Annotated in this window: 24 protein-coding genes and 1 riboswitch; of the genes, 12 read left to right on the top strand and 12 right to left on the bottom strand. The window is 72.2% G+C overall.

What is annotated here, in order from left to right; genetic code table 11:
- Nucleotides 1-118: 118 nt before the first annotated feature.
- The 3 genes from ACFVYF_RS02000 to thiO form a co-directional block, all read right to left on the bottom strand.
- The gene (locus ACFVYF_RS02000) at nt 119-913 is read right to left on the bottom strand and encodes a thiazole synthase (protein ID WP_389449306.1); all 795 of its coding nucleotides are present in this window, start codon (nt 911-913) and stop codon (nt 119-121) included.
- 3 nt (nt 914-916) lie between these two features.
- Nucleotides 917-1,117, bottom strand: a complete 201-nt coding sequence (gene thiS / locus ACFVYF_RS01995) for a sulfur carrier protein ThiS (RefSeq protein WP_389449303.1) — start codon at nt 1,115-1,117, stop codon at nt 917-919.
- Entirely contained in the window at nt 1,114-2,271 is a 1,158-nt protein-coding gene (gene thiO / locus ACFVYF_RS01990) for a glycine oxidase ThiO (protein WP_389449300.1), read from the bottom strand. Before thiO ends, thiS begins: the two co-directional genes overlap by 4 nt.
- Nucleotides 2,269-2,382: riboswitch (TPP riboswitch) on the bottom strand. (Overlaps the previous gene by 3 nt.)
- A gap of 52 nt (nt 2,383-2,434) precedes the next feature.
- Here thiO and ACFVYF_RS01985 point away from each other — a divergent pair.
- From ACFVYF_RS01985 to ACFVYF_RS01960, 6 genes are all read left to right on the top strand, one after another.
- Nucleotides 2,435-2,794 (top strand): hypothetical protein, encoded by a 360-nt coding sequence (locus ACFVYF_RS01985; RefSeq protein WP_389449299.1) that lies wholly within the window; start codon nt 2,435-2,437, stop codon nt 2,792-2,794.
- 45 nt (nt 2,795-2,839) lie between these two features.
- Nucleotides 2,840-4,066 (top strand): NAD(P)/FAD-dependent oxidoreductase, encoded by a 1,227-nt coding sequence (locus ACFVYF_RS01980; protein WP_389449296.1) that lies wholly within the window; start codon nt 2,840-2,842, stop codon nt 4,064-4,066.
- 206 nt (nt 4,067-4,272) lie between these two features.
- A complete protein-coding gene (locus tag ACFVYF_RS01975; RefSeq protein WP_389449293.1) occupies nt 4,273-4,644 on the top strand; it encodes an Rv2175c family DNA-binding protein in 372 nt (123 codons plus the stop codon).
- Nucleotides 4,645-4,736: 92 nt separating this feature from the next.
- Entirely contained in the window at nt 4,737-5,393 is a 657-nt protein-coding gene (thiE, locus tag ACFVYF_RS01970) for a thiamine phosphate synthase (protein WP_389449290.1), read from the top strand.
- A 140-nt stretch (nt 5,394-5,533) separates the two neighbouring features.
- Nucleotides 5,534-6,457 carry a methylenetetrahydrofolate reductase [NAD(P)H] gene (gene metF / locus ACFVYF_RS01965; RefSeq protein ID WP_389449287.1) on the top strand — a complete coding sequence of 308 codons (924 nt, stop codon included), beginning with the start codon at nt 5,534-5,536 and terminating at the stop codon, nt 6,455-6,457.
- Between the two features lie 55 nt (nt 6,458-6,512).
- The gene (locus tag ACFVYF_RS01960; protein WP_389449284.1) at nt 6,513-7,442 is read left to right on the top strand and encodes a hypothetical protein; all 930 of its coding nucleotides are present in this window, start codon (nt 6,513-6,515) and stop codon (nt 7,440-7,442) included.
- A gap of 99 nt (nt 7,443-7,541) precedes the next feature.
- Here the strand turns inward: ACFVYF_RS01960 and ACFVYF_RS01955 are convergent, their stop codons facing one another.
- The 5 genes from ACFVYF_RS01955 to ACFVYF_RS01935 form a co-directional block, all read right to left on the bottom strand.
- Nucleotides 7,542-9,035, bottom strand: a complete 1,494-nt coding sequence (locus ACFVYF_RS01955; protein ID WP_389449281.1) for a phytoene desaturase family protein — start codon at nt 9,033-9,035, stop codon at nt 7,542-7,544.
- An 81-nt stretch (nt 9,036-9,116) separates the two neighbouring features.
- Complete coding sequence (locus ACFVYF_RS01950; protein WP_389449278.1) at nt 9,117-9,731, bottom strand: DUF4126 domain-containing protein; 615 nt, start codon at nt 9,729-9,731, stop codon at nt 9,117-9,119.
- Between the two features lie 381 nt (nt 9,732-10,112).
- On the bottom strand, nt 10,113-10,748 hold the full coding sequence (locus ACFVYF_RS01945) for a TetR/AcrR family transcriptional regulator (RefSeq protein WP_389449275.1): 636 nt from the start codon (nt 10,746-10,748) through the stop codon (nt 10,113-10,115).
- 23 nt (nt 10,749-10,771) lie between these two features.
- Entirely contained in the window at nt 10,772-12,856 is a 2,085-nt protein-coding gene (locus ACFVYF_RS01940; RefSeq protein WP_389449272.1) for a YhgE/Pip family protein, read from the bottom strand.
- The gene (locus ACFVYF_RS01935; RefSeq protein WP_389449269.1) at nt 12,828-13,691 is read right to left on the bottom strand and encodes an ATP-binding cassette domain-containing protein; all 864 of its coding nucleotides are present in this window, start codon (nt 13,689-13,691) and stop codon (nt 12,828-12,830) included. The genes ACFVYF_RS01940 and ACFVYF_RS01935 overlap by 29 nt, the downstream gene beginning before the upstream one ends.
- A gap of 187 nt (nt 13,692-13,878) precedes the next feature.
- Here ACFVYF_RS01935 and ACFVYF_RS01930 point away from each other — a divergent pair, with 187 nt between their 5' ends.
- From ACFVYF_RS01930 to ACFVYF_RS01920, 3 genes are all read left to right on the top strand, one after another.
- Nucleotides 13,879-14,418, top strand: coding sequence for an SAV_6107 family HEPN domain-containing protein (locus ACFVYF_RS01930; RefSeq protein WP_389449266.1), 540 nt, complete (start codon nt 13,879-13,881; stop codon nt 14,416-14,418).
- Between the two features lie 344 nt (nt 14,419-14,762).
- Nucleotides 14,763-15,533 (top strand): class I SAM-dependent methyltransferase, encoded by a 771-nt coding sequence (locus ACFVYF_RS01925; RefSeq protein ID WP_389449264.1) that lies wholly within the window; start codon nt 14,763-14,765, stop codon nt 15,531-15,533.
- A gap of 275 nt (nt 15,534-15,808) precedes the next feature.
- Complete coding sequence (locus ACFVYF_RS01920; protein ID WP_389449261.1) at nt 15,809-16,204, top strand: DUF3040 domain-containing protein; 396 nt, start codon at nt 15,809-15,811, stop codon at nt 16,202-16,204.
- A 728-nt stretch (nt 16,205-16,932) separates the two neighbouring features.
- On the opposite strand, the gene ACFVYF_RS01915 is transcribed toward ACFVYF_RS01920, so the two are convergent.
- The 4 genes from ACFVYF_RS01915 to ACFVYF_RS01900 form a co-directional block, all read right to left on the bottom strand.
- Nucleotides 16,933-19,323 carry a DUF3488 and DUF4129 domain-containing transglutaminase family protein gene (locus tag ACFVYF_RS01915; RefSeq protein WP_389449258.1) on the bottom strand — a complete coding sequence of 797 codons (2,391 nt, stop codon included), beginning with the start codon at nt 19,321-19,323 and terminating at the stop codon, nt 16,933-16,935.
- The gene (locus tag ACFVYF_RS01910) at nt 19,320-20,681 is read right to left on the bottom strand and encodes a DUF58 domain-containing protein (protein ID WP_389449255.1); all 1,362 of its coding nucleotides are present in this window, start codon (nt 20,679-20,681) and stop codon (nt 19,320-19,322) included. The genes ACFVYF_RS01915 and ACFVYF_RS01910 overlap by 4 nt, the downstream gene beginning before the upstream one ends.
- On the bottom strand, nt 20,681-21,721 hold the full coding sequence (locus tag ACFVYF_RS01905) for an AAA family ATPase (RefSeq protein ID WP_389449252.1): 1,041 nt from the start codon (nt 21,719-21,721) through the stop codon (nt 20,681-20,683). The genes ACFVYF_RS01910 and ACFVYF_RS01905 overlap by 1 nt, the downstream gene beginning before the upstream one ends.
- A 243-nt stretch (nt 21,722-21,964) precedes the next feature.
- Complete coding sequence (locus ACFVYF_RS01900) at nt 21,965-22,510, bottom strand: beta-class carbonic anhydrase (protein ID WP_389449249.1); 546 nt, start codon at nt 22,508-22,510, stop codon at nt 21,965-21,967.
- A 420-nt stretch (nt 22,511-22,930) separates the two neighbouring features.
- Between ACFVYF_RS01900 and rsmH the strand changes: the two genes are divergently transcribed.
- The 3 genes from rsmH (at nt 22,931) to ACFVYF_RS01885 (ending at nt 26,520) form a co-directional block, all read left to right on the top strand.
- On the top strand, nt 22,931-23,887 hold the full coding sequence (gene rsmH, locus ACFVYF_RS01895; RefSeq protein WP_389449246.1) for a 16S rRNA (cytosine(1402)-N(4))-methyltransferase RsmH: 957 nt from the start codon (nt 22,931-22,933) through the stop codon (nt 23,885-23,887).
- 111 nt (nt 23,888-23,998) lie between these two features.
- Nucleotides 23,999-24,565, top strand: a complete 567-nt coding sequence (locus ACFVYF_RS01890; protein WP_389449243.1) for a septum formation initiator family protein — start codon at nt 23,999-24,001, stop codon at nt 24,563-24,565.
- A 5-nt stretch (nt 24,566-24,570) separates the two neighbouring features.
- Complete coding sequence (locus ACFVYF_RS01885) at nt 24,571-26,520, top strand: peptidoglycan D,D-transpeptidase FtsI family protein (protein ID WP_389449241.1); 1,950 nt, start codon at nt 24,571-24,573, stop codon at nt 26,518-26,520.
- Nucleotides 26,521-26,643 lie beyond the last annotated feature (123 nt).

The raw sequence follows: 26,643 nt of genomic DNA, 5'->3' as shown, positions 1-26,643 counted from the left end.
GACACACCGCCCGTTCGGCCGATACCGGCGCATGACTGCAGCCGACCTGTGACGGACCTGTCCCACCCCGACGGGGAACCGCGGCCGCCGAGGGTGGGACATCTCTCAGTGACAGGGTCTAGAAGGCGGGCCGCTCCGGATCCAGCCGGGCCATGCCCTCCGCGGGGGAGGACGCCTCGGCGAAGTGCCGGCGCGGAATGCGTCCCGCGCGCCGTGCCAGACGCCCGCCCTCGACCGCGTGCCGCATGGCCTCCGCCATCAGGACGGGCTCCTGCGCGCGGGTCACCGCCGAGGCGAGCATCACACCGGCGCATCCCAGTTCCATGGCGAGCGCGGCGTCGGACGCGGTGCCGGCACCGGCGTCCAGAATGACCGGCACGCGTGCGTGCTCCACGATCAGCTGGAAGTTGTGCGGATTGCGGATCCCGAGCCCGGAGCCGATGGGCGAGCCCAGCGGCATCACGGCGGCGCAGCCGACGTCCTCCAGCTTCCGTGCCAGGACCGGGTCGTCGTTCGTGTACGGCAGCACGGTGAAGCCGTCGTCCACGAGCGTCTCGGCGGCGTCCAGCAGCTCGATCGGATCGGGCAGCAGCGTGCGCTCGTCGGCGATGACCTCCAGCTTGACCAGGTCGGTGCCGAGGGCCTCGCGGGCCAGGCGAGCGGTCAGCACGGCCTCACCCGCGGTGAAACAGCCCGCCGTGTTCGGCAGCACCCGGATGCCGAGCCTGTCGAGCACGGAGAGGACCGAGCCGTGCGCCGCCGGGTTCACGCGCCGCATCGCGACCGTCGTCAGCTCCGTGCCGGACGCGACGAGCGAGCGTTCCAGCACGTCGAGGCTGGGGGCGCCGCCGGTGCCCATGATCAGCCGGGACGAGAAGGTCGTACCGCCGAGGACGAAGGGATCGTCGGCCATGGGTCAGCCTCCTTGGACGGCGGTGAGGACTTCGACGCGGTCACCCTCGGAGAGGGACGTGGACGACCACCGCGCGCGTGGGACGACGGTTTCGTTGAGCGCGGCGGCGACGCCGGACGGGGCCGGGGTCAGGGTCGAGACGAGCGTGTCGAGCGCGGTGCCCGCGGCGATCCGCTGCTGTTCGCCGTTGACGATGATGTTCATGCGGGCTGCTCCGTGAGGGCCGTGCTGAAGCGCTTGGGGGTGAAGGGGCGTGCCTCGGCCGGGAGTTCACCGGTGGCGAGTACGTGGGCCATGGCGTCGCCGGTCACGGGCGTCAGCAGGACGCCGTTGCGGAAGTGCCCGGTGGCCAGCAGGAGGCCGTCGAGCTCGGTCGGGCCGAGCAGCGGCGCGTTGTCCGGCGAGCCGGGGCGCAGACCCGCCCGGGTCTCGGTGAGCGGCAGTTCGGTGATCCCGGGGACCAGCTCATGGGCGTCGCGCAGCAGCTCGTACACGCCGCCCGCGGTCACCGTCATGTCCCAGCCCAGCTCCTCGCTGGTGGCGCCGACGACCAGCTCGCCGTTCTCGCGCGGCACCAGATAGACATGGCTGCCGCGGACGACGGCCCGCACGGTCCGGCTCAGGAAGGGCGCGTACCGGCCCGGCACGGTCAGCCGCAGCACCTGCCCCTTCACCGGCCGCACGGGCGGCAGTACGGCGTCGGGGACCCCGGCGAGCCGCCCGCTGAGGCTGCCCGCGGCGAGGACGACGTGGCCCGCCGAGAGTGCGGTGCCGTGCGCGGTGCCGATGCCCGTGGCCCGGTCCCGGGCGACGGAGAGCCGCTCGGCCCAGGTCCGGTGGAAGACGACCCCGGCGCGCTCGCATGCGGTGACCAGGGCCCTGGCCAGCCGGCGCGGGTCGATCTGGTGATCGCCGTCCACCCGCAGGCCGCCGCGCACCCCGGGCGCCAGCAGCGGCTCCAGGCGGCGGCACTCGCGGCCGCTCAGCCACTCGGACTCCAGGCCCGACTGGCTCTGCAGGGCGTGCAGTTCGCGCAGATGGGCCCGGTCGTCGGCGTCGAGCGCGACGGCGAGCGTGCCGCACTGGCGGTAGCCGAGGTCCAGGCCGGTCTCCGCGGTCAGCTCGGCCACGAAGTCCGGATAGCGGCGCGCGGAGGCGAGGTTGAGCCCCAGCAGGGTCTGCTCGCCGTAGTGCAGTTCGGTCACGGCGGCCAGCATCCCGGCGGCCACCTGCGCCGCTCCGCCGCCCGGTTCCGGGTCCACGACCGCGGTGGAGAACCCGCGCTGAGCGGCCCGCCAGGCGGTCACCAGACCGATGATTCCGCCCCCGATGACCAGGACGTCTGAGGTACGCGACATGGGCGTCCAGCCCCTCCCTTCGCCGGCATGACCCGGATCAGGTTCGTACGGTCGGAGGCCGTCCCAGCCTCCCTCTCAGCCCGGTGCGTCCGGGCTCCCGCGTGTGCTTTACGTTGGCCAGCCTAGCCCTTCGTCTCGAACCTCAGTAGAGGAGCCTCCGCGCATGGCCCGTTCGCTCGACGGTCTCGTCCTGGCCCCGGTCGCCGACCAGGCGCCGGGTCAGGTCGGCACCCGCACCCGGTTCACGTACCACGAGAAGGACGGAGTGATCTGGGCCGAGTACGCGGGCGGTGATGTCGTACGTGGTCATCTCGTGGGTAGACGGGAGGGTGACCGGCTCGACTTCCGTTACGTGCAGCTGAAGCACGACGGCACGACCTCCTCCGGGCACTGCGTGTCCGCGGTCGTCGAACTGGCCGACGGCCGGGTGCGCCTGGAGGAGACCTGGCAATGGGAATCGCAGGCGGGCAGCGGGACGAGCGTGGTGGAACAGATCCACGAGAAGTGTGGAACAGGTCACTGAGCACGTCCCCTGACTGACAATTTGTCAGGTGTCTAAGGTGATCAGGTGAGCGAGCAGACGCAGGCGCAGGAGCGGACCGCACGACGGGTCGTCGTCGTGGGCGCGGGCATGGCCGGGGTGCAGACCGCGGTCGCCCTGCGGGAACAGGGCTTCACCGGCAGCGTGACCCTGATCGGCGCGGAGCCGCACCAGCCCTACGACAGGCCGCCCCTGTCCAAGGCCGTGCTGCTCGGCAAGTCGGAGGGGTCCGCCTTCGACGTGGACTTCGAGGGACTGGGCATCGAACTGCAGCTCGGCCGCGAGGCACTCGCCGTGCGCCCCGGGGACCACGAGCTGGACACCGACTCCGGTCCGGTGCCGTACGACGTCCTCGTCCTCGCGACGGGTGCCGAACCGATCCGGCTGCCGGGCACGGAGGGCGTGCCGGGGGTCCATCTGCTGCGCACCCTCGACGACGCCGAGCGGCTGCGTCCCGTGCTCGCCCAGCAGCACGACATCGTGGTCGTGGGAGCGGGCTGGATCGGGGCCGAGTTCGCCACGGCGGCGCGTGAGGCCGGCTGCGCGGTGACCGTCGTCGAGGCCGCCGACCGGCCGCTGGCCGGAGCGCTGCCCGCCGAGGTGGCCGCGCCGATGGCCGCCTGGTACGCCGACAGCGGTGCCACGCTGCGCACCCACGCGCGCGTGGAGCGCGTCGAGCCCGGCGCGGTGATCCTGGACGACGGTTCGCGGGTGCCCGCTGGCGCGGTCGTCGTGGGCATCGGCGCCCGCCCCGCGACCGCCTGGCTGGCCGGCTCCGGGATCACGCTCGGCGCCCACCGCGAGGTGCTGGCCGACGCCCATCTGCGCACTTCCGCGCCGGATGTGTTCGCGGTCGGCGACTGTGCCTCCTTCCCCTCGGGGCGGTACGAGGGGCGTCTTCTGGTCCACCACTGGGACAACGCCCTGCAGGGGCCGCGCACGGTGGCGGCGAACATCATCGGCGAGGCCCCGGCGGCCTACGACCCGGTTCCGTACTTCTGGTCCGAGCAGTTCGGCCGCTTCGTGCAGTACGTCGGCCATCACGCCCCCGCCGACACGACGGTGTGGCGCGGCGACCCGACGGGGGCGGCCTGGACGGTCTGCTGGCTGCGGGAGGGCCGGCTCGTCGCGCTTCTCGCGGTCGGCCGCCCCCGGGACCTGGCCCAGGGCCGCAAGGTCATCGAGGCGGGGATCCCCATGGATCCGGAACTCCTCGCGGACCCGGCGCGGCCACTGAAGGCCGCCGCGGCCTAGGCACCTGGGGCCGTCCGGCGGATCTTGCGGTTCCGTTCCGTTGGTCCGGTTGCGGTGGTTCCGTCCGGCGGTTCCGTCCCGGCGGTGCCGGGAAAGAGGGCTGACCCCGCGATCCACCGCACGATCCACCGGACAGGCACTATCCGTCACCCCAGGTCGGAGGGGTCTGGCTTCCGACTGTCAGTCCGGGATGGCAGGCTTGTCCTGTGACCGAGATTGACGCAAAGATCGATGCTCTCGTCCCCGCCTGGCTCACCCTCCCCGACATCGCCGAACAGTTCGGCGTCGAGGTGACCCGCGTCCGGCAGCTGGTCAGGGAAGGCCAGCTGATCGCCGTACGCCGTGGTGAGAACCGCGCGCTGCACGTCCCCGCCGCATTCATCGACGGGGCCGAGCAGAAGGTCGTCAAGGGCCTGACCGGCACCCTGACGCTCCTGCGGGACGACGGCTTCTCCGACGAAGAGATGCTCGAGTGGCTCTTCACCCCCGACCCGACCCTGCCCGGCACCCCCGCGCAGGCTCTGAGCGAGAATCGCGGCACGGAGGTGAAGCGCCGCGCCCAGGCGCTCGCCGTCTGATCCGACAACCGTCCGGCGTACGGACCACGGCTCGCCGCTCCACCCGGCCGCCGCGGTCCGTACGTGCCACCGACCACGGGGGACATACCCGCATGCCCGAGACCGCCGCCACCGCCCGCCGACAGCTCGCCGACGCCCGGGTCTACCTGTGCACGGACGCCCGTAAGCGCCAGGGCGACCTCGCCGAGTTCCTGGACGCGGCCCTGGCGGGCGGGGTCGACATCGTGCAGCTGCGCGACAAGGGCATGGAGGCCGCCGAGGAGCTGGAGCACCTCCAGGTCTTCGCGGACGCCTGCGCCCGCCACGGCAAGCTCCTCGCGGTCAACGACCGTGCCGACGTCGCCCATGCCGTCGGCGCCGACGTGCTGCACCTCGGCCAGGGTGACCTCCCCGTCCCCGCCGCCCGCGCGATCCTCGGCGAGGACGTCCTGATCGGCCGCTCCACGCATGCCGGGCCCGAGGCCGCGGCCGCCGCCGTCCAGGACGGCGTGGACTACTTCTGCACGGGCCCCTGCTGGCCCACCCCCACCAAGCCCGGCCGTCACGCCCCCGGCCTCGACCTGGTGCGGCACACCGCCTCGCTGGGCACCGACCGCCCCTGGTTCGCCATCGGCGGCATCGACCTCGGCAATCTGGACGAGGTGCTCGAAGCGGGCGCCCGCCGCGTCGTCGTCGTGCGGGCGATCACCGAGGCGGACGACCCCGCGGCGGCGGCCGGAGAGTTCGCGAAGCGGCTCCGGGCGGCTTGACCAGCTCGCACAGCGGTTCCGGCGGCGTAAGGCGCCGGAGCTTGACGCTGCGTGTCCGAAGGGTGGACAAGAAGTCGACAAATCGGACAAATCTCATCGGTTCGGTTGGGGGACCGGCGTCCCCTGGCTAACCTGCGGATATGGCCCTCGGATCTGCCTCCACCAGGACTGATCGCGCACGCACCGTGCGCGACATGCTCGCGACCGGCAAGAAGACGTACTCGTTCGAGTTCTCCGCGCCGAAAACCCCCAAGGGTGAGCGGAACCTGTGGAACGCCCTCCGCCGGGTCGAGGCCGTCGCACCCGACTTCGTCTCCGTCACCTACGGCGCCGGCGGCTCCACGCGTGCCGGCACGGTCAGGGAGACCGAGCAGATCGTCGCGGACACCACCCTCACACCGGTCGCCCACCTCACCGCGGTCAACCACTCCATCGCCGAACTGCGCAACATCATCGGCCAGTACGCGGACGCCGGGATCCGGAACATGCTCGCGGTCCGCGGTGACCCGCCGGGCGACCCCATGGCCGACTGGGTGCCGCACCCCCACGGCCTGACCTACGCGGCCGAACTCGTCCGGCTCATCAAGGAGTCCGGCGACTTCTGCGTGGGCGTGGCCGCCTTCCCCGAGATGCATCCGCGCTCCCCGACCTGGGACCTGGACGTCTCGCACTTCGTCGACAAGTGCCGGGCCGGCGCCGACTACGCGATCACCCAGATGTTCTTCCAGCCCGAGTCGTATCTGCGGCTGCGTGACCGGGTCGTCGCCGCCGGCTGCGAGACGCCGGTCATCCCCGAGGTCATGCCGGTCACGAGCGTGAAGATGCTGGAGAGGCTGCCGAAGCTCAGCAACGCCTCCATTCCGGCCGAGTTGAAAGAGCGGATCGTCACAGCCAAAGACGATCCGGCGGCTGTACGCTCGATTGGAATCGACTTCGCCACCGAGTTCTGCGCGAGGCTGCTGGCCGAGGGAGTCCCCGGACTGCACTTCATCACGCTCAACAACTCCACGGCGACGCTGGAAATCTACGAGAATCTGGGCCTGCACCACTCACAGCAGGCCTAGACCGCCGCACCGGCATACGACACACTGCGTAGCGGTCACTGGGAGAGGGGCGTACATGGGCTGGACGGTCCTCTACATCGCGTTCGGAATTGTCGCGCTGTGGCTGCTGGGCGAGGTGCTGCTGCAGTACAAGGCGCGGCTGCGCTGGCGACTGCTCGCCTTCGTGGGTTTCCTCGGGGTTGTCCTCGGGGTGCTGATCCCCTCCGTGATCGTCATCGGTCTGGGCGCGGCCGCCTTCGCCGTCGGCCAGACCTACGTCACGCTCTCCTTCCGCCGCGGTTTCGCGGCCGGCTGGGCCGTGGGCAGCCGGCCGGGAGCGGGCAAGAGCGCCGGCAAGAGCAAGCGCCGCCGCGGCGAGCCGGACCGCCAGGACCCGACGCTCGAGGTCACCGACCTCGATGCGAACCCCGCGGAGAAGTACGCGGACGACGACGACTACGACCGCGACGACGTCTTCACCCCCGCGCACCCCGGCGCGATGCCCTCCGCCGCCGAGAGCACCGCCGTGTACGAGCCGCAGCCCCTGCCCGACGACACGGGCTCCTACGGCGTCTACAGCGACAACGCCTACGCGGCCGCCACCGACCCGTCCTACGCCGGCGCCGCCCAGCCGCAGGACCAGCAGGCCTACGCGTACGACGGCTACTCCGGATACGACCAGCAGCAGTACGGCTACGACGCCGGGCAGCAGCAGTACGCCGCCTACTCCGACCCGTACATCGGCACGCAGACCTACGGCGGAGCCACGTACGACAACAGCTACGGCGGCCAGCAGGGGTACGACCAGCAGGGTTACGACCAGTCCCAGTACGCGGCCGGCGGTTATGGCGGCGAGACCCCGTCCGGCGGGGTCTGGGTCCCCCAGCAGCGCACCACCGACGACCAGTACGGCGGCGAACTCCCGCCGGAGCAGCAGTACCCGTACCAGGGCGACGGGAACAACAACGGCAACGGCAACGGGTTCGATGAGCAGTACCGCTACTGACCTGCCGACCTACTGACGTACCGACCTACCGACCTACTGACGTGCTGACCTGTTTCTGCTGACGCCCGGCCGCGGAACTGCCACCGGCGACCGGCCGGCTCACTGCGAGCCGCGGAACTCCGGTCCCTCCACGATGAGTCCGGCGACCAGTGCGCCCGACATCCCCGCGTGCGGCAGCCCGCCGCCCGGATGCGCCCAGCCGCCCGCCGCGAACAGCCCCGGGAGCCGGGTGACGTTCGACGCGTGCAGCAGGCGGCCGCCCGAGGCGGCGAGGGCCGGCGCCGGGACCGCTCCACCGTCCGCGCCGGTCGCCCTGGCGATGTCCAGTGGCGTACGGACCTCGTGCCACAGCAGGCGGTCGCGGAGGCCGGGCAGGGCGCGGCCGGCGACAGCGAGCACTCGCTCGACATCGGAATCGGAGACCTCCAGGCCGGCCGGCACGGTGACGGTCAGGGTGAGCGCCTCGTGCTCCTGATCGGGGGCCGACGCGGGGTCGTCCGGGCGCAGCACCGTGACGGTGGGTGCGGCCGGGAGGCCCGGGTGCGCGCCGAAGAGCCGGTCCAACTCCTCGTCACGGTCCGCCGCGTGCACCACCGTCCGGTGCGCCGCCCCCTGCGGCCGGCCGCCCCGCAGGGCCAGCAATACGGTCAGCCGGCTCAACGCCCCGCGCTGCGGAGGCACTTCGCCCTCACCGCGGACCGCCGTCCCCGGGGTAAGACGGTCCAGGGCCACGGGGGCGACCCCGGCGACCACGAAGTCGGCGTCCGCGACCGTCCCGTCGGCGAGCTCCACGCCCGCGGCCCGGCCGTCCTTCTCGACGATCCCCGTGACCTCGGCACCGAAGACGAACTCCACCTTGCAGGCGACGCACCGCTCGTGGACGGCGCGGGCCAGCTCCCGGATGCCGCCGCGCACGGACCAGGTGCCGAAGGCGTGCTCCAGATAGGGCAGCACGGCGGCGCTCGCCGGGGTGACGCGTGGATCCAGCCCGTACGCGAGCGCGTGGCTCTCCAGCAGGGCCGCAAGACGCGGGTCGCGCAGCTCCCAGGCGCCGATCTCGGCGAGGGTGGCGGCCCGCCGGGTGCGCAGCAGCCGCTTGTGCGGCACCGCCGGGTAGGGCTCGCGGTCGGCGAGCACCGACCAGTTCGGCCACAGCGGCTCCTCCAGGAGCGGCCGGCGTGTCCGGTCCCAGGCCTCCCGGGCCCGGACCAGGAAGTCGCCCCAACGGCTGCCTGAGCCGGCGCCGAGGGCCTCGTCCAGTGCGGTCACGACACCCGCGCGCGAAGCGTTCGGTACGGCGACCTGGGTGCCGTCGGCGAAGACGTGGTGTGCGGACGGGTCCACCTGGACCAGCTCGACACAGGCCTCCAGGGGCTCCCTGCCCGTCTTGACGAACAGATCGCGGTAGACCGCCGGGAGCGGAAGCAGCCCCGGGCCCAGGTCGAAGGAGAAGCCGTCGCGCTCGAAGCGGCCCACCGCTCCGCCGTACGTCGCCGCGCGCTCGTACACCACCACCCGGTGGCCCGCGACGGCCAGCCGGGCGGCGGACGCCATCGCGCCCATCCCGGCGCCGATCACCGCAATCCGTGCCATGCCAGGGACTTTATCGGCCGCCACTGACAGCCACGGGTCCGCCCTTTCCCTCCGGGGCGGGCCGGGGCCAGGGCGGCGGGGTCAGCCGGGCGGGGGTCCCACCTGCGCCCCGAGCCGTTTCTCCTCGCGGCGCTGGGCCCGGCGGCGCAGGAACCGCCGGATGCGCGAGACCAGGAAGAAGAGCAGCAGCAGCCCCGCGAGCAGCAGGACACCCGCGATGATCGCCGCGGCCTCGGGATGGAACATCGCGAAGGTGAGGATCCCGGCGACCCCGAGATCCTCGGCGGTGCTCACGGCGATGTTGCTGAACGGCTCCGGCGAGGTGTTGATCGCCATCCGGGTCCCGGCCTTGACGGCGTGGCTCGCCAGGGCCGTCGAACCGCCGATCGCGCCGGCCGCCAGATCGGGCAGCGAACCGCTCTGCCCGGCGAGCAGCGCTCCGACCACCGCACCCGACACCGGCCGGATCACGGTGTGCACCGAGTCCCACACCGAGTCGACGTAGGGGATCTTGTCGGCGACCGCCTCGCAGAGGAACAGGACGCCCGCTGTGATCAGGATCTCAGGGCGTTGCAGGGACTCCGGAACGTCGTCGCTGAGGCCGGTCGCGCCGAAGACGCCGAGCAGGAGCACCACCGCGTACGCGTTGACACCGCTGGCCCAGCCGCTGGTGAAGACCAGGGGGAGTACGGACACGGACGCGATCGTAACCACTTGGCGGCGGTGCGTCCTGGGTCTGAGTGCGCAGGTCTGAGTACACGTACTCAGGGAGGTAGATGAGTACCCGCGCGGATGGGCCCGACCAGCGGGAACGACAGAGTGGAGGCACGGAAAGGGGCACGGCTCCGGCACCGCCGACACGGGGCGGCGGAACGGGGCAGGCCCTGGACCGCTCCTTCCGCCGACTCTCGTCGGCGGGAGCGAGGCACGGGGGGCCCGGTGAATGACCGCACGGGGGCCCGACGGGGTACGGGGGAAGCACGGGGGAGTACGGCGAAGCGCCGGTTCGAGGTGGCCCGCGGGGGACGCGGCCACAGCGGACCGGCGCTCTCGTGTGTGCGGGAGCCGGCCGGAGGATCAGTCCTGGCGGCGGCCGCCGACGCGCCCCTGGAGGAGCCGGGAGAGCGCCGCGTGCACATCGTCCAGGGAACGCTCCGGCTGGAACGCCTGCCAGTCCAGGGCGGCCACCAGGACCATGCCGACCAGCGCGGCCGCCGTCAGGGGGATGTCGATCTCGTCGCTGAGCTCGCCGTTCGCCACGCCGTCGCGCAGCACGCCCTCCACGACGGCGACGGCCTCCTGCCGCACCACCATGAGCGTGGACTGCCAGGCGCGGTTGGTGCGCCACAGCTCGGCGACGTACAGCTGAGTGAAGGCCGGATAGCGGTCGATGAAGACGAGCCCGGCCCGGATCATCGCGTCCAGCGCGTCGACCTTGCTGCCGCCGTCCCGCGCGGTCCGCTCGGCGGCCTCCCGGAGCGACGCGGTGAGGAGTTCCACGCCGTGTCGCAGCAGCTCTTCGAAGAGCACCGATTTGCTCGCGAAGTTGTAGTAGACCGTGCCCTTCGCGACGCCCGCGCGCTCGGCGATCTCGTCCACCGTGGTGGCCGAGAACCCCTGTTCGGCGATGAGGGTGACGGCCGCTTCGTAGAGCTTCTGCCGGGTCGCCTCGCGACGGCTGCTGCCGGCCCCCGTGGCGCTGGTGCTGTCCATGGCCTTGATTGTCACAGGAACGGTCACAGGGTCAGCTCCGGGTGCAGCCGGTCGAGCGTCCACACCTGCTTGTGGCGGGCGGACAGGGCGGTCAGGGCGAGGGCACCCGCGGTGAAGGCCGCGAGGACGGCACAGGCCTGCCAGACCGGGCCGAGACCGCCGCCCGTGATGAGCCTGCGGAGGGCGTCGACGACGTAACTCATCGGCAGGAAGGGGTGGATCGCGTTGAAGAAGCCCGGACTGGTCTGCACGGGGTACGTGCCGCCGGCCGAGGTCAGCTGGAGCATCAGCAGGGCGAGGACGAGGATCCGGCCCGCCGCTCCGAAGCGCGCGTTCAGCCACTGCACGATCGCCGCGAAACACGCCGTCACCAGGCACAGGAAGCCCACTGTCCCGGCCGCCCGGGTCATCTCCAGGCCGACCGCCCAGTGCAGCACCGACATCAGCGCGACGGTCTGCAGGACGCCCAGCGCCGCGACCGGCAGCCAGCCCGCCACCGCGATCCGCCACGCCGGGGCGCCGGCCGCGAGCGCGCGCCGGTTGAGCGGCGGGATCAGCATGTACGCCACCATCGCGCCCACCCACAGGGACAGCGGGATGAAGTACGGGGCGAAACCGGTGCCGTAGTTCGGGGCCTTGTGCAGGTCCCGCGAGGCGAGCTGCACCGGGTCGGACATGACGTCGGTGCGCTGGTCGCGGTCCTGCTTGTCGTAGTCGGGGATCTTGCCGGCGCCGTCGTGCAGTCCGCCCGCGAGCTTTCCGGAGCCGTCGACGAGCTTGTACATGCCGCCGTTGAGGTCGACCGCACCGGTCTCGAGCTTGCCGACGCCCTCGTCGAGGTCCGCCGCGCCCCGCTTCGCCGTGCCGAGCCCGGTGTGCAGCGTCTTCGCTCCCTTGGCGACCTTGCCGGCACCGCTGTTGAGCTGGTTGATCTTCGAGACCGCGTCGTCGAGGTCCTCGGAGAGGTGTGGTGAGCGGTCGGCGAGCGCCTGAGCCTGCTTCTGGAGGGTGGCCAGGTTCTTGTCCAGCTTGTCGAGGTCGCCGTCCTGGTCGGCCACCAGCGCGTTCACGTCGTCGGCGACCTTGGCCGAGTCCGCGGCCGCCTGCTTGGCCTTCTTCAGGTCCGGGCACGCGGGGTCGGGGATCACCGGGGTCTCGCAGCGCGCCTTGTAGACGCGGTCGAGCGTGTCGGAGGCCGCGTGGGCGCCCTTGGCGGCGATCGGCGCCGCCTTCACCAGGCTGTCGAGGTTCTTGCGGATCCCGGACGCGGAGTCGGCGACGAGCTGGGCGGTGTCACCGATCGTCTTCTCGTTGTCCTTCAGGAAGGGCCCCAACCCGTCGGCGATCCCGTTGACCTTGTCGGCCAGCGTCTGGGTTCCGTCCGCGACGCGCTGCGACCCGTCCTCCAGATCGCCCGCTCCCTTGCTGAGCTTCTTCAGGCCGCCGGCCAGCTTCCCGCTGCCCGCCTTGGCGTCCTTGAGGCCGTCGGCCAGGTCCTTGGAGCCCTTCTTGGCCTTGCCGATCCCGCCCGTGAGCTTGTCGGCGCCCTTGGCGGCCTTCTCGGTCTTCCCGTGGATGTCAGAGAACGAGATGAAGACCCTGTCGAGGAACGACCGCGAGGCCTTCGTGGACGCGGCCGTGCGCACCTCGCTGAACACGGTCCGGGATATCTGCCCGACGATGTAGTTGTTCGCGTCGTTCGTACGCACCTGGAGGGCGCCCGTCTCGGGGGAGTCCCCGGAGCTGGAGGCGATGCGCTCGCTGAAGTCCTCCGGCATGGTGAGCGACAGGTAGTAGGTGCCGTCCTCGACGCCCTCGCGGGCCTCGGCGGCGCTCACCTCGTGCCACTCGAAGGTGTCGCTGTCGCGCAGCCCCTTGGTGATGTCGTCGCCGGCGGTGACCTTCTTGCCGGCGGCCGTCGCGCCCTCGTCGGCGTTCACGAGCGCCACGGGAATGCGGTCGAGACGCCCGTACGGGTCCCAGAACGACCACAGGTAGAGGGCGCCGTAGAGCAGGGGCAGCAGCAGGAGCGCGGCCAGCGCGGCGCGGGGCAGCTTCCCCCTGCCGAATCGCCTGATCTCAAGCGCGGCCAGTTTCGGGGAGCGCATCCGCCGTCTCCTTGTCGTCGGTCTCTTCGCGGCCGGTGGCATCGCGGTGCTCCTCCGGCTCGGGGTCGTCGCCGGTCTCTGTGCGGTCCGCGGCGTCCGGGTGTTCGTCCCGCTCGGCCTCGGGGTGCGTGGACACGACGACCGCTCCCTCGGGAGCCTCGCTGCACACCGCCACGACCGTGATGCCGGACTCGGCCAGCGACCTCAACAGGGCCCAGGCCTCGTCCCGTTCGGCGTCCGAGAGTTTGAGATCGATGTCGTCGACGGCCAGCAGACGCGGGCTGCCGATGAGGGCCAGCGCCACGGAGAGCCGCAGCGCCTCCAGCCGCTCCAGGTCGCGCACGGCGGTCCGGGAGCCCTTGGGCAGCGCGGACGGGTCGAGTCCGGCCGCGGCCAGCGCGGTGTCGACACGCAGCCTCGCCTCGGCGGCCCGCTCGGCGCGCGGCCGCAGCAGGTCCCGCAGGGAGTCGCCCACGGAACCGGTGAACCGCCGCTGCAGCAGGGCCCGTTCGAGCAGGTGCTCCCCGACGGTCAGGGCCGGTTCCAGGTCCGTGACGCCGGGGACATGGGCGAGCGCGCTGATCCCGCGTACGGCCGACATCTGCCGGGGCAGCTCGAAAGCGCCGACCGAGGCCCGCCCCTCGGTGGGCTTCATCCGTCCGCTGAGCGCGAGCAGGAGACACGTCCGGCCGGTACCGGACGGCCCCTCGACCGCGATCAGTGAGCCGGGTTCCGCATCGATGCCGACGCCCCTGAACGCCCAGCCGCGCGGGCCCTTGAGCCCGAACCCCCGCGCGCTGACGGCGATCGCGGCCGGTGCCTGTGGCTCGCCCATGTCCCCCTCGCTCCCCTGAGCAGGGGGCCGGGTCAAGGTCCCCTGTTTTGAACTGACTGGTCAGTGCAAAAACTATCTCGAACCTTCGATCGAAGCAAAAGGCCTGGTCAGAACGGATTGTCAGTGCCATACCTCACGATGGGCACATACGGCCACAGTGCCGTCACACGACGACAGGAGGTTCGTCATGGCCAACTCATCCGCAGCCGCCGCCCGTCGGCGCCGCGCCACCGGCCCTGCCCCCTCACTGACCGGCCCCGCGAGCGACGTGCACCCCGTGCTGCGTCGGACCACAGCCCCTCCCGCCGCCCTCGACCTGCTCGCCCAGGCCCGCTCCGGACTCGACGAGGCGACCGCCCTCGAGACGTCCAACGAGCGCTACGCGACAGCGCACTTGGCCGCCCTGCGCACCGCCGCCGCCGTGCTCGCAGCGCGTGGCCGCCCCGAACCCACCCAGCGACGCAGGGCACGCATCCGGAGCGCCTGGGAAGTGCTCCCCGAAATCGCTCCCGAACTCGCCGAGTGGAGCGCGCTGTTCGCCGCCGGAGCCGGGCGCCGCGCCCGCGCCGAGGCGGGCATCCAGGGCGCCGCGACCAACCGCGACGCCGACGATCTGATACGCGACGTGGCGATGTTCCTGCGCCTCGTCGAGCGGATGCTGGTCCTCCAGCCGGTGCTGCCCCAGCCACGCCAGGACGTGGACCACGGGGTCCCGGACGCGGGTTGAGCACCGGTGGGCGGGAGCGCCCGGTGTTGATGACCGCGAGCGGCCGGGCGGGTGCCTGCGAGCGAGAGCGCTGCCGGCCCGTGACGGCGAGCGGGTCGAGTGCCCTGGGCGGGAGCTCCGGGTGCGTGGGCGAAGACGCCGACCGCTGGTGGGCCGTGTGCCTGCGGAGCGGGGGTGACCGGCGCTGGGGTCGCGGCCCGCCCGCTTTCCCGGCGCGTGAGACGGGGGCCGGGTCCGGCGACGGAGGCAATAGGGTGGGAGACGTATACGCCTCCCGCCGGTGGGGGGCGTCCCGATCGCTCCGCCCGACCAACAGGCGGTGCCGCGCCGAGGAGTCAACTGCCGTGTCGGACCCGATGCGCCCCCGCGCTTCTCTCCGTACCGCCGTGGTGTGGGAGGTCCTCCAGGACGCCCTCGACCGCCGCGTGAAGGCCACGGGGCGCGAGTCGCTCGACGTGCTCGACACCGGAGGCGGCAGCGGCAACTTCGCGGTGCCCCTCGCCCGTCTCGGCCACCGTGTCACGGTCGTCGACCCCAGCCCGAACGCCCTGTTCGCGCTGGAGCGCCGCTCCGCCGAAGCCGGCGTCGCCGAGCGGGTGAAGGGCGTCCAGGGCGACGCGCACGGCCTCTTCGACGTGGTCGAGCGCGGCGGCTACGACGCGGTGCTGTGCCACGGCGTCCTGGAGTACGTGGACGACCCTGCCGACGGCGTCCGCAACGTGGTGGACGCGCTGCGCGACGAGGGCGTCCTCAGCCTGCTCGCCGCCGGGCTGGGCGGCGCCGTGCTCGCGCGGGCTCTCGCCGGGCACTTCAAGGAGGCCAGGCAGGCGCTGGCCGACCCGGACGGACGCTGGGGCGAGGGTGATCCCGTGCCCCACCGCTTCACCGCCGAACAGCTCACCGCGCTGGTCGAGGGCGCGGGCCTGCGCGTCGCCGCCGTACACGGGGTGCGGGTCTTCGCCGACCTGGTCCCGGGAGTCCTGGTGGACACCGAACCGGGCGCCATGGAGGCACTGCTGAAGCTGGAGGCCGCGGCGGCCGAGGTCGCCGCGTTCCACTCCGTGGCCACGCAACTCCATGTGCTCGGTGAGACGCGGGGGACAGGAGGGGCCTGAGCCCCTCCCGTCGCGCGCCGCTGATCAGGCCCTTGGCTGCACATGGAGTACGCCACAGGCCCCCCGATCGGGCGCTCTGCGCCGTATGATCGAGGGAGACCTCCCGGCATGACGGGGCGGCCGCTGGGGAATGCACGCTTCAGTGGGCCGAGACCGTCATGGCGGGTTCCGGTTGGCTAATTGGCGTAGAGGGGCGGGTTTCACGGGGGCGATTCCCTGCCTATCCTGAAGGGGACCCCCAGTCGCCCCGGCGACTGCACGATGAGGAGGACTCCGTGCCGCTCTCGGAGCACGAGCAGCGAATGCTCGAGCAGATGGAGCGAGCGCTGTACGCCGAAGATCCCAAGTTCGCGACAGCGCTTGAGGGAAGCGGGCTGCGTACGTACACCCGGCGACGGGTCTACCAGGCGGTCGCGGGCTTCCTGGTGGGTATCGCGCTCCTCATGGCCGGAATGGTCGCACAGCAGATCTGGATCAGTGTGGTGGGGTTCCTCGTCATGCTGGGCTGCGCGGTGCTCGCCGTCACCGGTTGGCGCAAGGCGCCCAAGCCGGGTGAGCAGCCGGCCGCGGGTGCGCCCGGCGGTCGGCGCCAGCCGCGGCAGCGCCGCTCCATGATGGACCGTATCGAGCAACGCTGGCAGCGTCGTCGCGACGAACAGCAGGGCCACTAGGCCCTCCGGGCGTTCGCAGCCGTCTTACGTCGCGTGAGGGGGTGTCCTGGCCCGTGTGGGCAGGACACCCCCTCACGCGTGTCTGCGTGTCTGCGTGTCTTGCCTTGCTTGCAGCGGTGCGCGTCGGGGCTCGGGGGCCGCGGTGCTCCGCGCCGGGCCTGTGGGGTGCCGACCTTCCCCGGGTCGGGGGCGTTGGTGGGGTGCCGACCTCCCCTGGTCGGGGTGTTGCTGGGAACCCTGGATGCGAAGGCACCCGGCGCTGGTGGCTGTGCCCACCCGTCCCGCCCTGCGGGACGCTTGCCCACAGCGGTGCCCGTCTGCCCGCCGGTGGGGCGGGTGCCCACAGCGGTGGCGGTGCCCGTCCGCTGGACGGTGGGGGGACTGTCTACAGCGGTGGCGGTGCCCGTCTGCGCCGGTGGGGCGGGTGCCCACAGCGGTGGCGGTGCCCGTCCGCCGGGCGGTGGGGGGACTGCCTACAGCGGTGGCGTACTCGTCTGCTGGGCGGTGGGCGTCTGTCCGCAGCGGCGGCGGGACTCGTCTGCCGGCCGGTGGGGGCGGGTGTCCGCAGCGGCGCTCGTCTGTCCGCCGGTGGGCCCCGTGTCCGCAGCGGTAGCCCACGGCGGCTGCCCCGGGCGGTGGCCCACGGCGGCTGCCCCGGGCGGTGGCTCACAGTGCCGGCCCCCCGCGCCCCCTGGCCCGGGTGGGCAGGGGGCGCGGTCAGGACGGGGTCAGGGGTTCTGGTTGGACGGGCGTCGGAGCAGGGCGGCTCGGCGGGCTCTCAGGGTGGATGTCAGGGCCGTCCAGCGGGCCGATGCCGCCCAGGCCACCCGGACGGCTGAACGCGGCGCCACGAGGGCGCGCAGCCGGGTGGAACGGCGCACCGACGCGTGCAGGGCGGCCACGACCCGGCGGGCGTCCTCCGCGAGTCCCGCCGTCGGGCGAGGCCGCGGAGCGTAGAGCACCTGCTCCACCGCCGCCGCCAGTCTGTGCACCGACGCCTCCGCGTCCGCTTCGAGATGCCCGAGCCGGACCAGCCGGGCGGCGGCCTTCCGCGGCGTCTGGGAGTCGTCCGGCGCGATCCCGTGGTCCCACGCCGTGTCGGTCACCTCCTGCCAGGCGGCCAGGGTGTGCGCCGCCGCGCCCTCCTCCGTACGGCCGTGGGCGCCGAGCCGGACCGCCCGGACCCGTATCCGCCACAGCATCGGCAGCAACGGCACCGCCAGTACGGCGAGCCCCGCCAGCGTGAGCGCCAGGATCAGGAACCACGGCGGACCGTCGTCACCGGAGCCGACCGCGGCCTGCGCCGAGTCGCTCGCGCACGCCTCCAGCTTCTTCTGCTGGGCCGAGCAGCTCTCGCTCGCCGAGGGGGCGGCGGACGGGGCCGTGGACGACGACTGGGTCGGCCTCGGGACGGTCGGGACATCACTGCCGGGCGTGTCCGTCTGCGTGTACTCCGGCACCGTCCCCCGGTTCGGGGTCGGCTCGAAGCGGGTCCAGCCCACGCCTTCGAAGTACAGCTCGGGCCAGGCGTGTGCGTCGCGCAGGCCGACCGACATCGAGCCGTCCGGCTGCGGGGATCCGGGAGTGAAGCCCACCGCGACCCGGGCGGGTATGCCCAGCGTGCGGGCCATCGCGGCCATCGCGAAGGAGAAGTGGACGCAGAAGCCCTCCTTGTCCCTCAGGAAACGCGCGATCGCGGCGGAACCGCTGCCGACCTGCACCTGGGTGTCGTACGTGAAACCGCCGCTGACGGCGAAGTAGTCCTGGAGCTTGACGGCCTTCTCGTAGTTGTTCGCGGAGCCCTCGGTGACGTCGCGCGCGGTCTGTGCCACCTCCGCCGGCAGCGACTCCGGCACCTTGGTGAACTCGCGCTTCAAGGACGCCGGCGGCTCCGGGGCCAGGGCGAGCTGCCCGGCCGTGGGCTGCACGACCAGGCTGGTGACGTCGTACTGCACGCCGCGTGTGTTCTGGCCGTGGTCGCCGACGAGCGTGCGCCCCACGGGCTCGTACCGCCAATTGCCGCCGATGTTCACCGCGCTGGCGGGATAGGGCATCGGCAGCCAGTCCTGCGCGTACCAGTCCGCGGCCGAGATGCTCGTGCGGATCTCGGTCCGCCGGATGTCGGAGCCGAGGCCGATCGGCGTGGGGAACTTGTCCGGCACTGCCTCGATGTGGCGCTGGGCCGGCTTCCAGGCCGTCCCGTCGAAGTCGTCCAGGGAGACGATCCGCAGATACATCTCCTGGGTGTCCTCGGTGCTGGTGCGGTACGACAGGACCTGGCGGTCCTCGTTCACGTTCAGGCTGTCGCGCAACGAGACCAGCGGGTTCACCGCGGAGATCGTGCCCCCGCCGCCCGTGCCCGTGCCGACGCCCGTGCCCGCGGCGCCCAGCAGGCCGCCGTCCAGGGCGGGCAGGCCGAGCGGCACCACGAGGGCGATGCCCAGCGCGACCGCGCCGATGCGCCGCCCGGTGCGGACCGGGGCGACGGCTGCGCCGGCGGGCTCCGCGCCCGGAGCGCGGGGCGCCCCGCCGAAGACCCGTCCCCACTGGGAGAGCCGGTCGCGGCCCTCGGCCAGGAGCAGCATCAGATAGCCGGTGGCCGCGAGCAGGAACCACAACCACGCGGCGCCGCCGCCGGCCAGTCCGGCGGCCACCGAGTAGAGCGCGAGCAGGGGCAGCCCGGCCGGGGCTGCGCTGCGGAACGTCACCGCGAGCGCGTCCACCGCGAGCCCGATGACCAGCACACCGCCGACGAGCATCAGCCGGATGCCGTCCGACAGCGGCGCCGGGATCGCGAACCGCCCCACGTCGTCCGCGCCCACCTGGAGCAGCATGCCGAAGCGGTGGAACGCGTCGGGACCGGGGATCACTCCGACGATGGCCTGCTGGCGGGCGAAGGTGAGGGTCAGCAGCATCAGGGTCGCCAGTGCCTGCACGGCCACCGTCAGCGGCCGGGCCAGCGGGACCCGCCGGGTCAGCGCGCCCACACCCGTCTGCAGCGCCAGCAGCAGGGCCGCCTGCAGGATCCAGGTCGCCGGGTCCACCAGCGGGAGCAGGGCGCAGGCCGCCATCAGCGTCGCCGCCGCGGCACACAGCGCCAGTCGTCCCCGCCCGCTCATGAGCCACCGCCCCCTGCCGTGCTCCCCGTCGACGCCGCGCCCATGCGCTGCCGGTCCGCCTGCCGCCACAGGTCGGCGAACTGCGCCGCCCGCGGCACCTTCACGGCGGTCCAGCCCGCCTCGCGCAGCATGCGCAGCTGTTCCTCGCTCTTGTCCAACGGGCCGGGGACATCGGTGGGTTCCCGCACCCAGGCGTCGCTGTCCAGCAGGAAGGCCAGAGCGCCGCCGCTGCGCTGGCGCATCTTGGCGAGCACGGTCGCCTGCTCCTCGTCCAGGTCGCCGAGGAAGGCGATCAGCAGGCCCTCGTTGCCCCCGCGCAGCACGTCGTAGGCGCGGGACAGGCCCGTGCCGTCCGAGTGATCGACGACGGCGAGGGTGTCCATCATCAGCCCCGCCGCGTCGGCCGACTCCTGGCTCGCACCGGCGAAACCGTCGGTGCCCTCACCCGGCACCGAACTCCCGGTGTCCGTCAACAGCCGCACCGAGAAGCCCCGTTCGAGCATGTGCACCAGCGTCGACGCCGTGCCCGACACGGCCCATTCGAAGGCCGAGTCCGGGCCCGCGCCCGCGAAGGCGACGCCGCGGGTGTCGAGCAGCACCGTGCACCGGGCGCGCTGCGGCTGCTCCTCACGGCGGACCATCAGCTCGCCGTACCGCGCGGTCAGCCGCCAGTGCACGCGGCGCAGATCGTCGCCGTGCCGGTACCCGCGCGGGATGACGTCGTCCTCGCCGGCCAGCGCGAGTGAACGGTGCCGTCCGTCGCCGTACCCCTTCGCCTCGCCGCTCAGCCGCACCGGCGGCAGCGGCTCCACGCGCGGGATGACCGTCAGCGTGTCGTACGTCGAGAAGGAGCGGGTCAGTTCGCACATCCCGAACGGGTCGGTGAGGCGCAGTTGCAGCGGACCGAGGGGATAGCGGCCGCGCAGGTCCGAGCGCACGCGGTAGGACACCTCACGGCTGCCGCCCGCCTCGACCCGGTCCAGGACGAACCGGGGACGGGGACCGAGCACGTACGGCACCCGGTCCTGGAGCATCAGCAGGCCGGTGGGCAGCCGGGAGACGTTGTCCATGCGCAGGTGGACCCGGGCCTCCGAACCGGCGGGCACGCGCGCGGGGGAGAGCCGGCGGCTGCCCGAGACCCGGTAGCGCGTGCGGTACAGCACGGTCGCGCAGACCAGCGGCAGCACGGCGAGCAGCAGGCCGACCCGGAGCAGATCGCTCTGCCCGAGGACGTACGCGCAGATGGCGGCCGCCACTCCGGCGGCGAGGAAGGAGCGACCGCGGGTGGTGAGCCCGGCGAGCGCCGTGCGCAGTCCGCCTTTGGACTCCTCCGCGTGTCCGGTCCCCCCTGAGGTCATCACAGCCTCCGTGGCGGCTGCGAGCCGAACGCGGTGGCACTGCGGCCCGTGATGAAGGCGCCGCCCTGCTGCTGGGGTGCCGAGGGCACCGGGATGCGCTGCAGGATCTCCTGGACGACCTGCTCGGCCGTGCGCCGGTTCAGCTGCGCCTGTGCCGTGGGCAGCAGCCGGTGGGCCAGCACGGCCACGGCGAGTGCCTGCAGGTCGTCCGGCAGCGCGAACTCCCGGCCGCTCAGGGCGGCGGACGCCTTCGCCGCGCGCAGCAGATGCAGCGTGGCCCGCGGCGAGGCGCCGAGTCTGAGGTCGGGGTGCGTCCGGGTGGCCGCGACCAGATCCACCGCGTACCGCCGGACGGGATCGGCGACGTGGACCGTGCGCACCGCGTCGATCAGCTTCACGATGTCGTGCGCGTGGGCCACCGGCTGGAGGTCGTCGAGCGGCGAGACCCCGCCGTGCACGTCCAGCATCTGCAGCTCGGCCTCCGCGCTGGGGTAGCCGATGGAGACCCGGGCCATGAAACGGTCGCGCTGGGCCTCGGGCAGCGGATACGTGCCCTCCATCTCGACCGGGTTCTGCGTGGCCACCACCATGAAGGGGCTGGGCAGTTCGTACGTCTGCCCGTCGATGGTGACCTGGCGCTCCTCCATCGACTCCAGCAGAGCCGACTGCGTCTTGGGCGAGGCACGGTTGATCTCGTCGCCGATCACGATCTGCGCGAAGATCGCCCCCGGCTTGAACTCGAATTCCCGGCGCTGCTGGTCCCAGATGGACACACCTGTGATGTCCGAGGGCAGCAGGTCGGGCGTGAACTGAATACGCCGCACCGAACAGTCGATGGACCGCGCCAATGCCTTGGCCAGCATGGTCTTGCCGACGCCCGGGACATCCTCGATCAGAAGATGCCCCTCGGCGAGCAGCACGGTCAGCGAAAGCCGTACGACCTCTGGCTTGCCTTCGATCACCTCTTCCACCGAACTGCGGACACGCTCCGCAGTGGCGGTCAGATCAGTGAGGCTCGCTCGATCGTCATAGGTCGTCACCCGGCCCTCCTCGGCCCTTGCCCGGGCCGACGCTCTGTGATGCGGAACGGCCCACCCCGAAACACGGACACCACGCGGGAAAAGTTCCGCGTGACGCCACACCCGCATTCTTGTTGCCGTTACCGGTTCGTGTCACTCGCCTGTGGATAACTGGCCGTCTTATGTCAGGTCTTACGGCCTTTTGGGCCCGGCAACACCCGGGAGTTTCCGTGTGGACAGTGGCATACGAGTCCGCAGGGGCGCTCAGGCGGGGTCGATCTCGCGCAGCAGACCCGTCTTCACGTCGAAGACGAAACCGCGCACGTCTTCGGTGTGCAGCAGGAACGGCGAGGTGCGCACCCGCTGCATGGACTGCCGTACGTCCTGCTCGACGTCCCGGAAGGCCTCCACGGCCCAGGCGGGGCGCTGGCCGACCTCCATCTCCAGGTCGTGCCGGAAGTCCTCGGTGAGGGCCTCCAGGCCGCAGCCGGTGTGATGGATGAGCACGACGCTGCGGGTGCCGAGCGCCCGCTGGCTGATGGTCAGGGAGCGGATCACGTCGTCGGTGACGACTCCGCCCGCGTTCCGGATGGTGTGGCAGTCGCCCAGTTCCAGGCCGAGCGCGGCGTGCAGGTCGAGCCGGGCGTCCATGCAGGCCACGACGGCCACGCCCAGGACGGGACGGGCGTCCATCCCCGGGTCGCTGAAAGCGGCGGCGTACTGCTCGTTCGCGTCGACGAGTCGGTCGGTGACGGTGCCGGTGGCTATGGCGCCTTCGCGCTCTGCGGGCACGGATGCAGAAGTCGTCATAGCTCTGACGTTACTGGTCACGCGGGGCGTAGTCCTGCTGTGAGAGAGGACAAAAAACGTCATCGTGGCTTGTTGTGAGGTAACCCACACGGGCGGTGGCGACGCACCCGTACGGATGATTCTTTCCGAGTCGCCGCTTCACGGAGAGCGGGGTACGCGACGCGCATGCCGGTTGATTGACCGCGAGACACCGTGGACTAAAGTGACGCGAAGCGGGAGACGAGGCTCTCCCTGCTGGACTTTTCCCGGAGAACCCGGCGCTTTTCCGGTTTCTCCCCGCGTGCGCGGTGCGTACGTACGGCTCGGCCTCCTCCCGCTCCCGGTCGGCTGACGCCACTCACCCGGCGCCGGCAGGCCTCCCCTTCTCGAGCGGGCGGGGACCCGGCGGTGCGTACGGCCGCGCGGACCTGAGAGGGCCCCTTGAGCCAGAGTCGACACGTCCCGGTGATGCTCCAGCGGTGCCTGGACATGCTGGCGCCCGCACTGGAGCGGCCGGGAGCCGTGGTCGTCGACTGCACCCTCGGCCTGGGCGGGCACAGCGAGGCCCTGCTGGCCCGCTTCCCCGAGGTCCGGCTCGTCGCCCTCGACCGCGACAAGGAGGCACTGCGCCTCTCCGGGGAGCGGCTCGCCCCCTTCGGTGACCGGGCCACCCTGGTGCACGCGGTGTACGACGAACTCCCCGACGTACTCGACCGCCTGGGCCTCCCGCACGTCCAGGGCGTGCTGTTCGATCTCGGCGTCTCCTCCATGCAACTCGACGAGGCCGACCGCGGATTCGCGTACGCGCAGGACGCCCCCCTCGACATGCGCATGGACCAGACGACCGGCATCAGCGCGGCCGAGGTGCTCAACACGTATCCGCCGGGCGAACTGGTGCGGATCCTGCGGGCGTACGGCGAGGAGAAGCAGGCCAAGCGGATCGTGTCCGCCGTCGTGCGCGAGCGTGACAAGGAGCCCTTCAGCAACAGTGCCCGGCTCGTCGAGCTGATCCGCGACTCGCTGCCCCAGGCCGCCAAGCGCACCGGCGGCAACCCCGCCAAGCGCACCTTCCAGGCGCTGCGCATCGAGGTCAACGGCGAACTGACCGTCCTGGAGAGGGCGATCCCCGCCGCCGTGAAGGCGCTCGCCGTCGACGGCCGGATCGCCGTGCTGTCGTACCACTCCCTGGAGGACCGGCTGGTCAAGCAGGTCTTCGCGGCCGGTGCCGCCTCCACCGCCCCGCCCGGACTGCCGGTCGTCCCCGAGCGCTACCAGCCGCGGCTCAAGCTGCTCACCCGCGGTGCCGAACTTCCCACCGAGGAAGAGGTCGCCGAGAACCGGCGGGCGGCCCCCGCGCGGCTGCGGGGGGCGCTGCGCATCCGCGAGGACGCCGAGTGAGGCGCACGAAGGGAGCCGTGTGAGCCGCACGCAGGGGAGCGTGAGTGAGTTGGAGAACCGAACTCACGGGGTGGCCGATGAGTGGGAAATCCAGACGCGCCGGGAGGGTCCGTGAGCAGGAAACCCGTACTGAGGGGCCGGGCCGCCCGGCTCGCGCGGCTCCTGCCCGCCGGAGCGGGACACGCCGCCCGCACCCCCTTCGTCCTGCTGGTCGTCCTGCTGCTCGGCGGCGGTCTGATCGGGCTCCTCGTGCTGAACTCCGCGCTCAGTGAAGGGTCGTTCCGGCTCGACGACCTCCAGAAGGAGACGAAGAGCCTCACGGACGAGGAGCAGGAGCTCCAGCGGGACGTCGACTCCTACTCGGCCCCCGACGCCCTCCAGCGCCGCGCCCGCGAGCTGGGCATGGTCCCCGGCGGCGACCCCGCGTTCCTCAATCCCGACGGCACCGTCAAGGGTGTTCCAGGAGCGGCCGCCGAACAGTCCTCGGTGCACAACCAGGCGCTTCCGCCCGAGGTCGTCGCCCCCGCGCCCAGCGCGAGCCCGACGGCGCCCCCCAGCCCGGTCCCGACCCCGGCACCGGCCGTGAGCGCGCCCCCCGCGCAGGTCTCCCCGGCCGCGCCCACCCCGCAGATCCCCACCACCGCCCCCTTCACGCAGCCCACCACATACGGCAGGTGACGGAAGTGTCCGACAGGGAACCGCCGCGCCGCCGCGTGCCCGGCCCCGCCAGGCCCGTACGCCCCGGCCAGCGGCGCCCGGGCCCCGGCTCGCGCCCCGCCCGCCGCCCGGGCGCGCCCCGGCAGAGCGGCCCGCGCGTCATCCGGCTCGGCAGCCCGCGCCCCCGCCTGCGCATGGTCAGCCTCGCGCTGACCCTGGTGATGGTCGCCTTCGTCGTACGGCTGCTCCAGGTGCAGGCCGTGGACGCCAGCGCCTATGCCTCGAAGGCCGAGCAGAACCGGTACGTCGGCCGCACCCTGGCCGCCGAGCGCGGCGGGATCACGGACCGCAACGGCATCGAGCTCGCGACCAGCGTGGACGCGTACGACATCACGGCCGACCCCACGATGTTCACGTCCGGCGCCACGAAGACGTCGGACGCGCCCGAGCAGGCCGCCGCGCTCCTCGCCCCGATCCTGGACCAGGACGCGGACAGGATCGCCAAGAAGCTCAGTACCAGGAACACGCGGTACACCCTGCTCGCGCACCGCCAGACGCCGCAGGTCTGGAAGCAGATCAAGGACCTCAAGGACACCCTCGCGGCCAAGGCGGAGACCGACAAGACCACGTTCAACGTCCTCGCGGGCGTCCTCGCGGTCCCGGCCAGCAAGCGCGTGTACCCGAACGGCGATCTCGCCGCCGGGATACTGGGCTGGGTCAACGCCGACGGCAAGGGCGGCGGTGGTGTCGAGCAGAAGCTGAACCAGGAACTCGCCGGCAAGGACGGCAAGATCCGCTACGCCCAGTCCGGCGGCCGGCAGGTGCCCACCGCCGGCTCCACCGAGACGCCCGCGGTGGCCGGCTCCGACGTCGAGCTGACCATCGACCGCGACATCCAGTGGGCCGCGCAGAACGCCATCACCGAGCAGGTGAAGAAGTCCAAGGCGGACCGCGGGTACGTGATAGTGCAGGACACCCGGACCGGGGAGATCCTGGCCATGGCCAACTCGCCCGGCTTCGACCCGAACGACCTCTCGCAGGCGAACTCGGCGGCCCTCGGCAACGCGGCCCTCCAGGACGCCTACGAGCCCGGCTCCACCGCCAAGGTCATGTCGATGGCCGCCGTGCTGGAGGAGAACGTCGCGACGCCCGCGACCCATGTGGTCGTGCCCAACCGGCTGCACCGCGGCGACCGGCTCTTCCAGGACGACATCGACCACGCGACCTGGAACCTGACGCTCAACGGCGTCCTCGCCAAGTCCAGCAACATCGGGACCATCCTCGCGGCCGGCCAGCTCGGCAAGACCCAGCAGCAGGCCAACCAAGTCCTCTACTCGTATCTGCGCAAGTTCGGCATCGGCAGCTACACCGGGCTCGGCTTCCCCGGCGAGACAAAGGGCATCCTCGCGCCCGCCGGCAAGTGGTCGACCTCGCAGCAGTACACGATTCCTTTCGGCCAGGGCATGTCCCTCAACGCGATGCAGGCGGCCTCCGTCTACTCGACGATCGCCAACGGCGGCGTACGCGTCGAGCCCACGCTGGTGCGCGGCGCGAAGGGCCCCGACGGGCGCTTCACACCCGCTCCCGAGCCCAAGAAGACGCGGGTCGTGAGCGAGAAGACGGCGAAGACCCTCGCCCAGATGCTGGAGTCCGTGGTGGACGACGAGGAGGGCACCGGCGCCAAGGCGCGCATCCCGGGCTACCGGGTCGCGGGCAAGACGGGTACGGCCAACCGCGTGGATCCGGCCACTGGCAAGTACCACGGCTACACCTCGTCGTTCGCCGGGTTCGCGCCCGCGGACAAACCGCGGGTGACCGTCTACTGCGCCATTCAGAACGCCACCAAGGGCAGCTATTTCGGCGGCCAGATCTGCGGTCCCATCTACAAGCAGGTCATGGAGTTCGCGCTGAAGACCCTCCAGGTCCCGCCCACCGGCGCCGAGCCCGCCAGGCTGCCCGTCAGCTTCACTCCCTGACCCGCTCGGCGCACGCCCCGACCAGCTCCTCCCCGCACAACGGACCAGGAACAGCTCGTGACAACGATCACCCCGGACCCCGGGAACCACACCCCGCCGCGCCCCTCACTTCGCTCCGGCGGG

The sequence above is a fragment of the Streptomyces sp. NPDC058274 genome (assembly GCF_042881375.1).
In the GTDB taxonomy this organism is placed as follows: domain Bacteria; phylum Actinomycetota; class Actinomycetes; order Streptomycetales; family Streptomycetaceae; genus Streptomyces.
The sequence above is the reverse complement of the archived record's forward strand: the minus strand, read 5'-3'. Positions and strand labels throughout refer to the sequence as shown.